General features: G+C 44.9%; 14 protein-coding genes, 1 tRNA gene and 1 riboswitch. Of the genes, 9 read left to right on the top strand and 6 right to left on the bottom strand.

Annotated features, from left to right (window positions below; genetic code table 11):
• Positions 1-910: 910 nt before the first annotated feature.
• The 8 genes from guaB (at position 911) to IEX62_RS22250 (ending at position 10646) form a co-directional block, all read left to right on the top strand.
• A complete protein-coding gene (gene guaB, locus IEX62_RS22285; RefSeq protein ID WP_188778419.1) occupies positions 911-2368 on the top strand; it encodes an IMP dehydrogenase in 1458 nt (485 codons plus the stop codon).
• Between the two features lie 699 nt (positions 2369-3067).
• Entirely contained in the window at positions 3068-4480 is a 1413-nt protein-coding gene (locus tag IEX62_RS22280; protein WP_229686019.1) for a D-alanyl-D-alanine carboxypeptidase family protein, read from the top strand.
• Between the two features lie 398 nt (positions 4481-4878).
• Positions 4879-5760 (top strand): pyridoxal 5'-phosphate synthase lyase subunit PdxS, encoded by an 882-nt coding sequence (pdxS, locus tag IEX62_RS22275; RefSeq protein ID WP_188778417.1) that lies wholly within the window; start codon positions 4879-4881, stop codon positions 5758-5760.
• A gap of 17 nt (positions 5761-5777) precedes the next feature.
• The gene (gene pdxT / locus IEX62_RS22270) at positions 5778-6362 is read left to right on the top strand and encodes a pyridoxal 5'-phosphate synthase glutaminase subunit PdxT (RefSeq protein ID WP_188778415.1); all 585 of its coding nucleotides are present in this window, start codon (positions 5778-5780) and stop codon (positions 6360-6362) included.
• A 371-nt stretch (positions 6363-6733) separates the two neighbouring features.
• On the top strand, positions 6734-8020 hold the full coding sequence (serS, locus tag IEX62_RS22265; protein ID WP_188778413.1) for a serine--tRNA ligase: 1287 nt from the start codon (positions 6734-6736) through the stop codon (positions 8018-8020).
• A gap of 80 nt (positions 8021-8100) precedes the next feature.
• Positions 8101-8189, top strand: a tRNA-Ser gene (locus IEX62_RS22260).
• 188 nt (positions 8190-8377) lie between these two features.
• Positions 8378-9280, top strand: a complete 903-nt coding sequence (locus IEX62_RS22255; RefSeq protein WP_188778411.1) for a YitT family protein — start codon at positions 8378-8380, stop codon at positions 9278-9280.
• A gap of 292 nt (positions 9281-9572) precedes the next feature.
• Positions 9573-10646 carry a hypothetical protein gene (locus IEX62_RS22250; protein WP_188778410.1) on the top strand — a complete coding sequence of 358 codons (1074 nt, stop codon included), beginning with the start codon at positions 9573-9575 and terminating at the stop codon, positions 10644-10646.
• A gap of 464 nt (positions 10647-11110) precedes the next feature.
• On the opposite strand, the gene IEX62_RS22245 is transcribed toward IEX62_RS22250, so the two are convergent.
• The 4 genes from IEX62_RS22245 to motA form a co-directional block, all read right to left on the bottom strand.
• Entirely contained in the window at positions 11111-11674 is a 564-nt protein-coding gene (locus IEX62_RS22245; protein WP_188778408.1) for a GNAT family N-acetyltransferase, read from the bottom strand.
• Between the two features lie 4 nt (positions 11675-11678).
• Positions 11679-12167 (bottom strand): tRNA adenosine(34) deaminase TadA, encoded by a 489-nt coding sequence (gene tadA / locus IEX62_RS22240; RefSeq protein ID WP_373289182.1) that lies wholly within the window; start codon positions 12165-12167, stop codon positions 11679-11681.
• Between the two features lie 401 nt (positions 12168-12568).
• Entirely contained in the window at positions 12569-13426 is an 858-nt protein-coding gene (motB, locus tag IEX62_RS22235; RefSeq protein ID WP_188778403.1) for a flagellar motor protein MotB, read from the bottom strand.
• On the bottom strand, positions 13410-14219 hold the full coding sequence (gene motA / locus IEX62_RS22230) for a flagellar motor stator protein MotA (RefSeq protein WP_188778401.1): 810 nt from the start codon (positions 14217-14219) through the stop codon (positions 13410-13412). Before motA ends, motB begins: the two co-directional genes overlap by 17 nt.
• 189 nt (positions 14220-14408) lie before the next feature.
• Here motA and IEX62_RS22225 point away from each other — a divergent pair, with 189 nt between their 5' ends.
• Positions 14409-14702, top strand: coding sequence for a hypothetical protein (locus IEX62_RS22225; protein WP_188778399.1), 294 nt, complete (start codon positions 14409-14411; stop codon positions 14700-14702).
• Positions 14703-14871: 169 nt separating this feature from the next.
• Here the strand turns inward: IEX62_RS22225 and IEX62_RS22220 are convergent, their stop codons facing one another.
• Positions 14872-15375: a GNAT family N-acetyltransferase gene (locus tag IEX62_RS22220; protein WP_188778398.1), complete on the bottom strand. Its 504-nt coding sequence runs from the start codon at positions 15373-15375 to the stop codon at positions 14872-14874.
• A 302-nt stretch (positions 15376-15677) separates the two neighbouring features.
• Positions 15678-16151: a C40 family peptidase gene (locus tag IEX62_RS22215; RefSeq protein WP_188778396.1), complete on the bottom strand. Its 474-nt coding sequence runs from the start codon at positions 16149-16151 to the stop codon at positions 15678-15680.
• Positions 16152-16160: 9 nt separating this feature from the next.
• Positions 16161-16299: riboswitch (cyclic di-AMP (ydaO/yuaA leader) on the bottom strand.
• Positions 16300-16369: the final 70 nt, after the last annotated feature.

The following is a 16369-nucleotide window of genomic DNA, read 5'->3' as shown; positions in this document are numbered from 1 at the left end:
TTTGATCTTCTTCGTATAGTCTATTTTTCATTCTATTTTGTTCTATTTACTACCTCTATTAGCTGCTTTTGTTATTCACTTTCTTTGTATTCTTCTTGTTCTGCTTTCTGTTGTTCTCGATATGTATTATGCAATTGCCACTTAGTGTTTTCTCTTTTCTGGCTTTGTTTCAGGTTTTTTAACTTTTAAGCGTACTCTTGTTGTTCCAATTTTGGATGTAGCAGTAGAAGGTGTTGCAGAGAGGTATTGAAGAACGATGTTGCAGAGGGGCTCGAAAGAAAGAGGGATACGTATTATACAATTGCTATTTGGAGTTTTGTAGCTATTAACTAGAAGCAGATAGTCTAGAAGTGATTATATTAATTGTATGAGCTATGATTAGATCATTTTATTCAGGCGAGCACGAAAGCAGTCGAGTACGAAAGGCTTTTGATATTAGGCATGCAGGATTTGGGTTTCGATTCGGATGGTTAGTTTGGAATTTTATGTAGGGATTTAGTGAAGCATACTTAGTCTTTTAATATAGCGCTTAGAGACATCCAACTTGGAAATCATATACAATATTATTATTTTGTCCATGATGAGAGGACATTCGTGTTCCCTGAAAAGCCAAATTGGATTGTTCAAAGTTCATTTATGTGATTATGCTGTAACGTTCTTGACAGCCCATAACCCCTTTGCTAAGATTGCAATAATATATTTTCAGAAACTTATTTTCAAGAATGTATTTCTTGATCATAAAGGCTTTAAATCAGGCTTAAAAGCTTATGAATATTCCCTTTGAGACGGTGCCCTGAGCACTGGAAATGATCGGAACCTATTCTTTGATTTTTTTCCGGCTGTGACAGCGGATTAAAACGGATTTATTTATAAGCCTCATATCAAAAGAAGAAAAGGGAGGAATATCCTCGTGTGGGAAACAAAGTTTGGTAAAGAGGGACTAACATTTGATGACGTGCTGTTGGTTCCACGTAAGTCGGAAGTATTGCCGAAGGAAGTTAATGTTTCTACTGTACTCAGCTCGTCCGTTAAACTGAATGTACCTCTGATCAGTGCGGGTATGGATACTGTTACTGAAGCTGCAATGGCAATTGCAATGGCACGTGAAGGCGGTATCGGCATCATCCACAAAAATATGTCGATGGAACAGCAAGCAGAGGAAGTAGATCGTGTAAAACGCTCCGAAAGTGGTGTTATCACCAACCCATTCTCCCTTACTCCTGATAAAATGGTATCCGATGCAGAAGCGGTAATGGCAAAGTATCGCATCTCTGGCGTACCGATCGTAGATGCGGATCATAAGCTGGTTGGTATCATTACGAACCGTGACCTGCGTTTCATCCATGACTTTAATATCCCAATCAGTGACGTGATGACTAGCGAAAACCTGGTAACTGCTTCTGTTGGTACAACACTGCAAGAGGCTGAGGTTTTGCTACAAAAGCATAAAATTGAAAAGCTACCACTGGTAGACGAGAACAACATCCTCAAAGGCTTGATCACAATTAAGGATATTGAGAAAGCAATTCAGTTCCCGAATGCAGCGAAGGATGCACAGGGTCGTTTGCTCGTAGGTGCAGCGATTGGTGTATCGAATGATGCTTTTGCACGTGCGGAAGCACTGGTTAATGCTGGTGTGGATCTGATCGTTGTTGACTCTGCACATGGACACCATATTAACATTTTGGATGCAGTACGTAAGCTGCGTAGCATGTTCCCTGAACTCACTATCGTTGCAGGTAACGTAGCTACAGGTGAAGCGACTCGTGATCTGATCCAAGCAGGTGCATCTGTAGTTAAGGTTGGTATCGGTCCAGGCTCGATCTGTACAACACGCGTTATCGCTGGTATCGGTGTACCTCAGATTACAGCGATCTATGATTGTGCGACAGTTGCACGTGAATACGGCATACCAATTATCGCTGACGGGGGTATCAAGTACTCTGGCGAAATTACAAAGGCACTGGCTGCTGGCGCATCCGCAGTTATGCTGGGTAGTATGTTTGCCGGTACAGAAGAAAGCCCGGGCGAATCGGAGATCTATCAAGGTCGTCGTTTCAAAGTATATCGTGGTATGGGTTCCATGGCTGCGATGAAACAGGGTAGTAAGGATCGTTACTTCCAGGATGATGATAAAAAGCTCGTCCCAGAAGGTATCGAAGGCCGTGTAGCTTACAAAGGTCCTTTGTCGGAAACGGTACACCAGTTGATCGGTGGTCTGCGTTCAGGTATGGGGTATTGTGGCACTGGAAGTCTGGAAGAGCTGCGTAATGATACACAATTCATCCGTATCACAGGTGCGGGTCTGCGTGAGAGCCATCCACATGATATTCAGATTACAAAAGAAGCGCCTAACTATTCTCTGTAATCGATAGTATGCGAAGAGTATGCTAATTTCTCTCATTTTGAGCGAGAGAAGTGCGTCTTCACTGTTCTTGTGCGTGAGTATAATTCTGTCTAACTATAATTATGTAATAAAAATTTTCTTATGAGGATCGATTCATAAGGATCAATTCAATTACGACCACTTCCTGGGATATGACTGGGAGGTGGTCTTTTTTGGTTTTGAAAAGTAGTGGTGTACTAGCGCAATATCTCTAAAGCTGTTTAAGAAAGCAGCATAATTAATATAGAACCAAGTAGTCAGAAATAGTAATTAATTATCGGCTTTAATATCAGGCTAGCTTGAATATAAATCGAGTATACATTTGGTTTAGGCGTTAATTCTAAAAGGAGCTGCTCACTTCTATGACTCGGATATAGAGGTAATCAGCAATAGTTATTTGTCCCTTTACCATTAAATATCTGAAAGCTATTTCAAAGCCACCATTTCAAAATATAAATAGTAGGTATAGTTTAGACCGCTTTACTACTAAATTTAGTTAAAAAATGCAGTTGACGTTTATCGGAGCCTATGATTTATTAAGGGCTTGTCTTTTTTTGCATGTCACCATGTGCTAAAATGAGAAAGTCATTGTGATAGCGGGTTTTAACTGTTTGATGGTTTACATAGTACCGCGCATTACATGCAATACTATAGGTGAGTTTTGAGGGGAGCATTTATACATTGGAACGCAAGTGGGGAAAGCAAACAGGAAAGAAGTCGAAACGTCAACTTATTAAAAAAAGTGTAGCATCGTTGATGCTTGTAAATATGCTGTGTCTGTCTACAATTGTTCCAACAGCAGCAATGGCTGCATCGGCTACATCCGGTACTTCGACTGATCAAAAATCTACAGAAGCTACTGCTTCCGGCAGTACATCGATACCTTCTGCTGACTCGCTTGGATTGCAGGTTAAGTCTGCTATTTTGATTGAAGCAACGACAGGTAAGGTTCTCCTGTCTATTAATAGTGATGAAGCATTACCTCCAGCAAGTATGTCTAAAATGATGACTGAGTACATCGTTTCCGATTATGTAAAACAAGGCAAAATCAAATGGGACGATGTGGTAACCGTATCTGCTAACGCAGCAGCACAGGTTGGCTCGCGTGTATTCCTTGCTGAGGGAGATAAGCACACGGTTCTAGATTTGTACAAAGCGATGGCAGTAGGTTCGGCTAATGATGCGACCGTTGCACTGGCAGAGTATATCGCTGGTGGTTCTGAAAAAGAGTTTGTGAAGTTGATGAATGAAAAAGCCAAGGACTTTGGCATGAAAACAGCACATTTTGCTAATGCTACAGGTTTGAGCATTGCGGATATGCCGAAAGGTACACAGCCTGAGGATGGCAAGGAAACCGTTATGTCTGCTTCCGATACCGCTATTCTTGCACGTCATATCGTTGTGGATCATCCTGACTTTAATGAAGTGACCAAAATTCAGTCCTTCAAATTCCGTCCTACCGATAAGTCACCAGTAGTGAACTGGAACTGGATGCTGGCGTCGAACTCGTCTATTACTAACTTTAAGGCGTATGCCTATCCAGGCCTGGATGGTTTAAAAACAGGTCATACGAATGCAGCAGGTCAGTGCTTTACGGGTACAGCTGAGCGTAATGGTATGCGTCTAATCAGTGTCGTAATGGGAACATCCAGTGATAAACAACGTTTTATCCAAACAAAAAAAGTACTGGACTACGGCTTTGATCACTTTGAAGTGAAGCAAATCGTAGGTGCAAAATCGGCGGTCTCTGGTCTGGCTACAATACCGGTAGTAAAGGGTTCAGCAACAGAGGTTCCTGTAGTAACAGATGCAGCGGTTAATGTAGTTGTACCGAAGGGTACAAATCCGCAAAATGTAACTTACACGGTATCGCAAGCGGATGAAACAGCACGTACAGCACCAATCGAAGCAGGCAAAGCACTCGGTACGATCACGTATACGTACAAAAACGACAGCATGCCGCAGGATCAGGTGACAACGGTGAATCTGATTGCATCGGAGCCTGTGGAAAAAGGAAGCTGGCTGCGTCTGTTCTTCCGTTCGATCGGTGACCTGTTTGGTGATCTGTTCAATTCCGTGAAAAATATGTTCTAATTGAATAAAGATATGGCTTGAGTGATGATATAGATTTTGTGATATGCAGGTTTAGATCCAAGCGACGACACAAAGCCATTCTACCGGAATGATGGATATCTCGTCTGGCTGTAAATTTTCAAGGTATCTAATCTACTGTTATAACTGCTCTATTCGATTAGCATCCAATACCCTTTGACCCGCCAGGCACTGCCTGGCGGTCATTCTGCGATATACGGTGAAAATGTATTGTATAATGCATATGTGTCATGTAAAATTATGAGTTAGATTCTGTCCTCTTTTCAGCCTGGAATCAGGCATGGGACGGCTGTTGCGGCCGACGCAGAACGTCATTGATAACGAATCCCGCTGCCGACTGAGCACGGGATATTTACAGAAAGTATTCAGGAGGCATGGACATGGAAACTGGTACATCGAGAGTAAAAAGAGGTATGGCGGAAATGCAAAAAGGCGGCGTCATCATGGACGTTATGAACGCGGAGCAGGCAAAGATTGCCGAAGCTGCTGGTGCAACAGCAGTTATGGCTCTTGAGCGCGTGCCTTCTGATATTCGTGCAGCGGGTGGGGTTGCTCGTATGGCTGACCCGACGATTATCGAGGAAGTTATGAAGGTTGTTACAATCCCGGTTATGGCGAAAGCGCGTATCGGTCACTATGTAGAAGCAAAGATACTGGAATCAATGGGTGTAGATTACCTGGACGAGAGCGAAGTGCTCACACCTGCTGACGAAGTATATCATATCGATAAAAATGAATTTACTGTACCATTTGTATGTGGTGCGAAGGATCTGGGTGAAGCACTGCGTCGTATCGGCGAGGGTGCAGCTATGATTCGCACAAAGGGTGAGCCAGGAACAGGTAACATTGTTGAAGCGGTACGCCATATGCGTCTGATCAACAGCCAGGTTCGCAAGGTACAAAACATGTCTAAGGACGAGCTGTATGCTGAAGCGAAAAACCTCGGTGTAGCTTACGAGCTGCTGCTGGGCGTGCACGAAAGCGGCAAGCTGCCAGTTGTTAACTTTGCAGCGGGTGGCGTAGCGACTCCTGCCGACGCGGCTCTGATGATGCATCTGGGTGCAGACGGCGTATTTGTTGGTTCTGGTATTTTCAAATCCGACAGCCCTGAGAAATTCGCACGTGCGATCGTGGAAGCAACAACACATTATACGGATTACAAGCTGATCGCTGAGGTATCCAAAAATCTGGGTACACCAATGAAGGGGATCGAAATCTCCAAATTGTCTCCTGCTGAGCGTATGCAGGATCGCGGCTGGTAAGAAAGAAGGATAGTGGAATGAAGATCGGTGTACTGGCACTTCAAGGTGCTGTAGCAGAGCATATTCGCAGCTTACAGCTGGCAGGTGCAGAGGCTGTCAGTGTGAAGCGTGTGGACGAGCTGGGTGAGCTAGACGGTATCGTCATTCCTGGTGGAGAAAGTACAACCATCGGGAAGCTGATGCGCAAGTACGACTTTATGGATGCGTTGAAGCAATTTTCGGCACTGGGTAAACCGATGTTTGGTACATGTGCAGGCTTGATTGTACTGGCAGAACGAATTGAAGGCCAGGAAGAAGCGCATTTGGCGCTGATGAATATGACGGTATGCCGGAATGCATTTGGACGCCAGAAGGAGAGCTTTGAGACCGATCTGGATATTCAAGGTGTCCCTGAGCCTGTTCGTGCGGTATTTATTCGTGCGCCACTGATCGAATCGGTGGGTGAAGGTGTGGATGTATTGTCGGTGTATAACGACGAGATCGTAGCTGCACGTCAGCAGCATCTGCTCGCCTGCTCCTTCCATCCAGAGCTGACAGATGACTATCGTCTGCATCAGTATTTTGTAGATATGGTAAAGGAATCACTGGCAAGTAAGGCATAAGCTTGTTATCCATAGTGTTGCTGTGATTGAGGTTAAAGTGTGTGATGCTAGATGAACATCAATAGACAGTGGCGCCTATAGTTACAGTGCTACGGTATAATAAGGCTATGCATAGTCATAATAGAAGCTACACGCTGTATAAACAGCTTATGACGATAAGTAGATAAGTAATGGTAGGATCGACCTTAACTCTTGGCAGCTTCCGTGAGTAGAGCATACTCAACTTGCGGAGTGCGGCAAGTTCTCGCTTGCCCGGTACAGCCGCTGGTGTGGAGAAGCGAATCGCCCTATGGCGGTTGGCTTGCCGCATCCGGTCTGTCGGCGAAAAGGGGAACGGGAGTTAAGGTTATTTTTATGAGGAGGGGTTATTCATGTTAGACGTTAAAATCTTGCGTACCGAGTATGATCGGGTTGCGCAGGCACTACAAAATCGCGGCAAATCGCTCGATCTGATCTCTAGCTTCCCAGAGCTTGATTCGAAGCGCCGTGAGCTGCTACAGGAGACAGAGCTGCTTAAGAACCGCCGTAATACAGTATCTGGCGAAGTCGCACAACGCAAAAAGAACAAAGAGGATGCGGAAGAGCTAATTCTGGAAATGCGTCAGGTGTCTGATCGCATTAAGGCGCTGGATGAAGAGATTCGTAATCTGGAAGCCGAAATCGATAGCCTGACACTGGCTATTCCAAACCTGCCAGATAGCAGTGTACCTGTAGGGGCATCGGAGGAAGACAACGTGGAGCTGCGTCGTAATGGCGAGCCGCGTGAGTTTGCATTCGAGCCGAAGGCACACTGGGATATCGCGCAGGAGCTAGGTATTCTTGATTTTGAAGCAGGGGCGAAGGTTACAGGCTCTCGCTTTACATTTTATAAAGGATTGGGTGCTCGTCTAGAGCGTGCGCTGATCAACTTTATGATGGATGTGCATAGCGGTGATCATGGCTATGAAGAGATTCTGCCTCCATATATCGTGAACCGTGATAGTCTGGTCGGTACAGGACAGCTGCCGAAGTTTGAAGAGGATCTGTTCAAGCTGACGGATACTGACTACTATCTGATCCCGACAGCAGAAGTTCCAGTAACGAACTATCATCGTGAAGAAATTCTGGCCAAAGAAGAGCTGCCTAAGTATTATGTGGCCTACAGCTCATGTTTCCGTTCGGAAGCTGGTGCGGCTGGTCGTGATACACGTGGACTGATTCGTCAGCATCAATTTAATAAGGTCGAGCTGATCAAGGTCGTTGAGCCAGAAACTTCGTATGAAGAGCTGGAGAAGATGACGGCTAATGCAGAGCGTATCCTGCAATTGCTCGGTCTGCCTTACCGTGTGCTTGGACTATGTACAGGCGATATGGGCTTTAGCGCAGCGAAGACATATGATCTGGAGGTATGGCTGCCAGAAAGCAATATGTATCGTGAAATTTCGTCTTGCTCCAATGTGGAAGACTTCCAGGCACGTCGTGCAAGCATCCGCTATCGTAAGGATACGAAGAGCAAGCCTGAATTCGTGCATACACTGAATGGTTCTGGTCTGGCAGTAGGTCGTACAGTCGCTGCGATTCTGGAAAACTATCAGCAGGAGGATGGCAGTGTGATCGTACCTGAGGCACTTCGTCCATATATGCGCGGTGTTGAAGTGATCGGCAAGTCGGAAAAATAAATATTGTGCTACTATAGGATGTATGATATATTAATTATGTTGTGCAATATTCGTTTGAGTATTACATGACGTTAATGTTCGGAGAGGTACCGAAGCGGTCATAACGGGGCGGTCTTGAAAACCGTTAGGGGGCAACTCCACGTGGGTTCGAATCCCACCCTCTCCGCCATACATCTATAATACCAAGCCGTTCTCAATGAGAACGGCTTTTTTGTTGTGTTTATCTCGATGATTGTCCGGTTTTTTATAGGAGGAGCAGATATTTTATGTAATAATAATAAGAGTAGATCATGAATTGGACAAAAAGTTGTCACCTTTCGTGATGCCAATACGTACATAAGAACAGGAGGCTAGGCCATGGCACTGAACCAACCTCCAGATTTGGCCGCGTTCACACCGGTAGAACACGGTAAACGTTCCCTACGCAGCACGATGGTACGCACGATGCTGATTGTATTGGGAGCAATCCTTGTTGCTGTTGCACTTGAATTGTTTCTCGTCCCAAACAATGTTACTGATGGCGGCATTACAGGCATATCGATTATTATGTCCTTCTTAACGGGCTGGAAGCTAGGGATATTTCTATTTCTGATCAATATTCCTTTTCTGGTCATCGGCTACAAGCAGATTGGTAAAACCTTCGCATTATCAACACTGCTCGGTATTTCGGTGATGTCGGTAGGCACACTGCTGTTGCATCCGGTCGCTGCCTTTGTAAATGAAACGGTACTGGCGGTTGTGTTTGGCGGGATGTTTCTCGGACTTGGCACCGGGTTAGTATTACGCTCTGGTGGATCACTGGATGGAACGGAGATTATCGCAATCTTGCTATCGCGGCGGACGATCTTTTCGGTGGGCGAGATTGTAATGATTATCAATGTGTTCATTTTGACTGGAGCAGGCTTCGTATTCGGCTGGGATCGAGCGATGTATTCGATTATTGCGTACTACATTGCTACCAAGGTGATCGATATTACGATCGATGGGCTGGATCAATCCAAGTCAGTCTGGATCATTAGTGATCGGACGTACGATATTGGCAATGCCATTATTAGTCGGTTAGGACGAACTGTTACTTATTTATCCGGTGAAGGTGGCTTCTCTGGCGAAGACAAAAAGGTGATCTTTTGTGTCATTACACGTCTGGAGGAAGCCAAGCTGAAGGAAATCGTTAATCATTTTGACGAAAATGCTTTTATGGCAGTCGGTAATATTCACGATGTCAAAGGCGGTCGCTTCAGAAAGCGGGATATTCACTAAACGGACCCGTGTACATGCTAGACTACGCAGAATGATCCGGTTCTATGCCCATACTGTGTAGCAATCAGCTTGCACAAATGCGCATGATGGAAACCAATCAAGCCTTTTTTACCTATGGAGCAATCCTGAGTTTTACTGAAAGTTGACCTGTTGTGTTAAGAAAATATAACTAATTTTGGCTTTGACATTTAAAATCATGCCAAAATGGGTTATCATGGATGCGGAGTTTATTTTTTCACTTTATGAAATTAGAGTAAAGGATTCACGCTTAGAAACAGGAAGGGGTATCATAATGAACAAGAAAATGACAGGTAGTTTGCTAGCATTGCTGCTGGTATTCACTATCGCACTGGTTGGCTGTACGAAAAAAGAAGAGCCGAAGGAAGCGGTAAAAGCAGCAACAACAGCTGCCGCACAAATGACTTCGTATACGATGAGTACTCAATTTAAAATTACAGATCTGGCAATCAGCTCCGCAGATGGTGCAGCAGCTACAGATTCTACAAATGCACAGATCATCAATGCATTGAAAAATGCAGAGATCACTGCAAACGGTGTGTACCAAGCGGATCCAATGCAAACGGAAATGACGATTAACCTGAAGCTGGGTGGAGGCACAATGAACTTTGAAGTGCCAATCGTGATGACACAGGATACGATGTATGTGAAAATTCCACAAATCCCAATGCTGCCACTGCCACAAACAACAGTTGGCAAATTCCTGAAGCTGGATCTGAAAGAGCTGGCTCAGCAACAAGGACAAGACTACAAGCCGCTTAGCCCGGCAACAAGCCAAAAGCTGGCACAAGAACTGTCCAGCGCGGTTCTGGACAAATACGATCAAGCGACGTACTTCAAAGACATCAAGCCTGCTGATGCAAGTCTGCCAGAAGGTGTAGATGCAAAACAAGTGGTACAATTTGCTGTAACGAACGACAATGCCAAACAAGCTGTTGAAATTTTCGTAAAACAAGCACTGCCAGCAGTACTGGATGTTATTTCTAAAGAAGAATATCGTTCTGCACTGAACGTGTCACAACAAGAAATTGATGACATGAAAAAAGACCTCAATTCTCAGGATTCTCAGAGTGAGTTCTCCAAAGCAGTTGCTGATCTGGACAAATACCTGACGCTGAACCAATTCCACATCAACACAGCGATCAACGATAAGAACTTCCCAGTGTATCAACAAATGGTGATGGACGCAGTATTCTCTGATCCAGATACAAAGGAAAATGTGAAGCTGGCACTGGACGGTAATGCTCAGTACTCCAAGATCAATGAAAAACAAACCTTCGCAATCGGTATTCCAGCGGATGGCGATGTAATCACTATGCAAGAGCTGCAAAAAGAGCTTGGCTATTAATAGCTGAAGCAATCCGTTCATCATTCAATAATGAACGAAATGCCTTTTATCAATGAACAGAGGATTATGACTTAAACGAATGCGATATCGCGTGCATATCATAGGTGAAGAAAGATAAGCATCCATTGATCAGTAAAGGCTGATCGCTTTGCTGGAGTGAATCAACTGACCTTACAGAGTGAGGTGAGGCTGGTTCAGCTCAAGCAGACTGTAGCGTAACGAGCAAGTTGTCGAACAAGTATTGAATCGATACAAGAATCGAAGTAGCTTGAACGTAGTATAGAGCTTTGTATAAGATAAGCAGTATCCTTTAAACACGCGATGATTCATTCGACGATAGCCTAATCTCATACGATTGATATGAAAAACCCCCGCTAACAGCATCAGCTGTTTAGCGGGGGTTTTGTGTTACTGAGCTTGTGTTACTGAGCTTGTGTTACTGAGCTTGTGTTACTGAGCTTGTGTTACTGAGCTTGCATATCTTCTGCCAGTAGCGCATAGATCTGATGATCTTCCCAGTTACCATTGATTTTAACGAGCTTACGAGCGATGCCTTCGGGTTGAAAGCCACACTTTTCTACTACACGCTTGGAAGAGATATTGTCCGGGATAATGCCTGCCTGAATTCGGTGCAGGCCAAGCGAGCGGAAGCTGTAGGTGAGGACGAGCCGCACGGCAGCTGTCATATAGCCGTGTCCCTGATGTTCTGAGCTAAGGGAATAGCCTAATTCGGCGAATTGTCCGACACCTCGCACGATATGGCTAATCGAGATCGTACCGATCAGCTCATCCTTTTCCTGTAGAAAGATACCGAACAGATAACCGCGATCCTCGGCAGCTTCCTGCTGGCGGCGATATAGCAGGTCAAGCTGACTGGCTTTTGTGAAAAATTCTTCTGGATACTGCGGTTCGTAGCGCTGATTCGCGTCTCGGCTTTGTATGCGCATATGTAATAGCGCTTCCGCATCCTCTGGCTGCAATAAACGGACATAGATTCGATGATCTGTATCCTGTAGCTGAATTTGCATCGTGTTAGCCCTCCTTACGTTGCAGCTTGTTTTGCTTCAAACGAACACGCAGCTCGCGAAAGAAGTCCGTCAGCAGAGCGGCACATTCCTCCTGCGCTATACCATCTATTACCTCAGTACGATGATTGAAGCGGGGTTCCTGAAGCAGGTTCATCAATGTGCCTGCACAGCCTGCCTTGGGATCCGTTGTACCATAGACGACAGTTGGGATACGACTCTGCACGATAGCGCCAGCACACATCGGGCACGGCTCCAGTGTGACATATAGAGTACAGTCGAGCAGACGCCAGGAGCCAAGCTGCTCACTCGCTTCGCGAATAGCAATAATTTCGGCATGAGCTGTAGCATCATGGGTCGTCTCGCGTAAATTATAACCACGCCCGACGATCTCATTATTTTTAACGATGACGGCGCCAATCGGAACCTCGCCCAGCTGTTCTGCTTTGCGTGCTTCGGCGATGGCTTCCTTCATCCAGTGCTGATGTTGTACGATCAAAATGACAAAACCTTCTTTCTGCTGTGGATACGTTATATACTTGTCCATCGAACAAATATTCGTTGTTAACAGCTTGTGGACAGAATTGTGGATAACTTTTATTTCTTATAAAAAATAAATTGTGGATAGAAGTAGAGATAGCAAGGGAATCACCAGCAAGCCTTATGGTGTGCTGAATCGCTGGCTTGACTTCGCTACAATTTTCAAAAGAGAATATAACTAAATTATCCACAGGTGGAGCCTATCTGTATTTTATTGTAGGCAATCAGGAATCGTATTTCAATCTATAATGCATATGCGAATGATCCTATAAAAACAAAGAACGGATACCGACGGGTACCCGTTCTTGCTATGTCTGGCACAATGACCAGTATAATAAACGAAGAGACTATGCAAAATTAATTATTTTTGTTATTTACGATCGATTGCAGTGACGTATCGGAATTATTATCTGCATATTTGCGGACAATGGCAACCTCAACGCGGCGATTCTGAGCACGTCCAATATTTGTGCTATTATCCGCGATTGGACGATATTCACCGTAACCGATTGCGCTGAACTTGCGCGGATCCAGGTTTTTGTTCAGCAGTATGATCTGCATGAAATTCAGTGCACGATCCGAGCTAAGATTCCAGTTAGATGTATAACGCGAATTGGAGATTGGAATATTGTCCGTATGACCCGATACGATAACATCGTAGCCAGGAATCTCCTGCAAAATGTTAGAGAGCGATTTGGCGAGTTGACGAGATTCTGGTTTTACGTTAGCCATACCAGAAGCGAACAACGTATTATCGCTGATCGTTACCTTTAGCTCAGACTGATTCAGCTTGGTATTCAGCTGCGAGCTCAGGCCATTACTTTGAATGTATTGATCCAGCTTACGTTTTACCTTTTCCAAATCCTCTTGCTCTTGCTTTTGCAATTGCTCACGTAGCTTTTCCGCTGACGTTTTGGATTTGCTATCCGTAGGTGTAGCAGCAGCTTCGGCCGTATTATTATCGGGTTGACCTTTGCCTGTCACTTTACCGTTGGTTGGTGCGAGTGAGGTTTGATCCATTACACCAGCACCGCCGGTAAAGGCGGCATTAAGCGCCTCAGCCATTCCCTTAAACTTGGAGGCATCGAGGGAGCTCATCGAAAATAGAGTAATAAACAGTGCCAGAAGTAGTGTCATCAAGTCAGAATAAGGAAGCAGCCAGCTTTCGTCCGCGTGCTCCTCATGGGGCTCGTGTCGTTTACCCTTCTTGCTCACCGCTGCCACCTCCTCCTTGATCAGCTTCAAGCTCCGCGCTTTCAGCCGGTGTCAGGAACACAGCCAGCTTTTGACTAATTGCCATTGTGGATACGCCGGATTGAATCGACAGCAGGCCTTCGACCATCATCAGCTTGACCTCTACCTCTGCCTTGGACATACGTTTCAGCTTGTTTGCCATCGGGTGCCACAGTACATAACCGGTAAAGATACCGAGAACCGTCGCGATAAATGCACCTGCAATCGCGTGAGACAGCTTCTCCATATCACTAAGGTCAGCCAGTGCGGCGATCAGACCAACTACCGCTCCAAGTACACCGAGTGTTGGTGCGTACATACCCGCCTGAGAAAAGATGAGCGCGCCTGAGCGGTGACGCTCTTCTGTAGCATTGATATCTTCCATCAGAACGTCCTGAACGAACTCCTGATCATTACCGTCGATAATCATCCGCATCCCATTGCGGAGGAAGGAGTTGTCGATTTCCTCGACTTTGGACTCCAGCGCCAGCAAGCCTTCACGACGCGTGATGGAAGCCCATTCCATAAACATACGAACCAGATCCTTTTTATCAAGCAGGGTCTGGTTTTTGAAAATGATGCCGAATAGCTTGGGAACACGCTTTACTTCGTTCATCGGAAAAGCCATGAAGATGGTGGCTGCTGTACCCACCAGGATGATAACATAAGCCGCCGGGTTATTAACCAGACTGACCAGAGGAGCTCCCTTGAGAACCATCCCGACTACCAGGGACAGTAACCCTGCTACTAAACCAATAATTGTTGAAATTTGCATAATACACCTCGTCCGTGAGTATATATTGTAGTGCGAAACACCACTCTCTTCCTTGGAATGATGGCAATGCTTAAATCGCTGATACTTTTTTATCGACAGAATATGATACATTGTTAAGAGTTTTTTTGAGTTATAATGGAAAGAAGTTGGTAAATGTAACAATATGGACAGATTGAAGGGAGGCGCAGGATGGGCGTTAAGCATGGGCGTGATTATGAAGGGATTCTTAATGATTTGACGAAAGCGCTTGATATGATTCCGGATGGCTATCTATTTTTTCAGATGTCGGCGGAGGAATGGGAAGGACTGAATCCAGAAGAGCGGCGTGAGGTACAGGAAGCGCTGGCTGAGGATTTGTTTTATGCGCTTGGCTCAGAGCCGACGATTCAGGTGGGAAGTGGTGTAGTGATCTACGCTGCGGATACGCACCGTATTGATATTTTGATCGGCGAAACGGAAATGACCTTTGTGTCGTTAATTTAAATCCAATGTAATGAAATAGTTTGCTGCATATAGAAGGCCTGCATCAATGGAGAGTGCGTTGCACTTTCGCTGATGCAGGCCTTTGCTGATATCATTCTATAGCTTCATTGTTCTATAATTGCGAAAAGTTCTAATCGTCTGAAGTTTCTAATCTAATCCATAGTCAGCTTTATTCTACTGTAGCGTCCTCGTCATACACCATACAGTAGAAGGGCTTCATACCGTCTGGCGTTCGGCGGCTATACGTGTCGGTAATATGGAAGCCTGCCTTCTGATACGTACGAATCGCACGCTGATTCCAGGTGAGCACCTCCAGATCGATCTCTGCATCCGGGTTACGGTCGATCGCAGCTTCAGTAATTGCACGCATGAACGATTCGCCATATCCATATCCACATAGATCCGGTCGCATGCCAATGCCGAGCCTTATCGTGCCTGTAAGGGGGAAGAACTGAGCGAAGCCACAAAGCTCGTCTGTTGCATCGAGAATAGACACATACTGCTGTTCCCGCAGCTGTGGATCGCCAAACTCAATTCCTAGCTGCTGCATCTGTTCCCAGGGCAACCAGCCATAAATATTATAAGGCGGCTCATACTGCCAGTTACAAATGAGAGCAGCATGCTCTGTACGCATCGGTACGATGGAAAAAGGTAGTACACATGCAGGCTGCATCACAAAGCTCCTTTCGATATCATAGAATAAATCGAATAAAATTATAAAATAAATATTGGAAAATGTGTTTACCATAATTTATCCGCGGGTAATTATAAGTAGACATAATTATATGGTTGCCTTATTTTTATTTTAACTTTTTTTGTATAAAGTGTAACCTAATCCAGCTTCATTTCGTTTATATAGTATACAGCTACAAAGCGTAAGAGCACATAAAAAAACCGCAAAAGATTCTGGCGGGAATCCTTCGCGGTTTATATTGATAGTCGATTCATTGTTGTCGAAGTTGCATAATGGTCGAATTAATTGTCTGTAGCGTAAGTGTCAAAAGCATAGTTGCTCATAACACGTTTAGCGCCGACAAAACGATCAGCATAATAATCCATGCTAAGATTATCAATTCGTACACCTTTAGATGTAGAAGCGTGTGCGAATTGAGTGCTGCTTACCATAACGCCTACATGTGAAACTCCTGCTCCAGTCGTGTTGAAGAATACGAGGTCACCAGCTTGCAGATCGCCTTTGCTTACTGCTTCGCCTACCTGGTACTGCGACGTGGATTGACGCGGCAGATCAATGTTCATTTTACTGAATACATATTGTGTGAATCCGGAGCAATCGAAACCGTTGAAAGATGTTCCCCCGATGCGGTACGGTGTTCCCATTGCTGGTTCAATGATCTGGTCCATTCTGGAGTCTGCATGTGCATTGCTGTTCCCCATAACAGTAAATGCAATTGCAAATCCCATGAGTGCGGCGGTTAGTTTCTTTTTCATGTTAAATCGATTGTCCCCTTCCAATGCCTACGAGGTTAGCTTAAGGATTCGGTAGAAGGTCTCCCCTATGATCCCTCTCTTGCAAGATCAATTCACCCAAAACGGTTCCCCCGCTTTCCGGTGCCACGAAATTTGGCTTTACACATTTGATTAATGCACCGTACGACGATATCCAACTTTTACGACAATTTTCGGCTTTTCTGACAATAGTTACAAGC

Source organism: Paenibacillus hunanensis, from assembly GCF_014645615.1.
In the GTDB taxonomy this organism is placed as follows: Bacteria; Bacillota; Bacilli; order Paenibacillales; family Paenibacillaceae; genus Saccharibacillus; species Saccharibacillus hunanensis.
The sequence above is the reverse complement of the archived record's forward strand: the minus strand, read 5'-3'. Positions and strand labels throughout refer to the sequence as shown.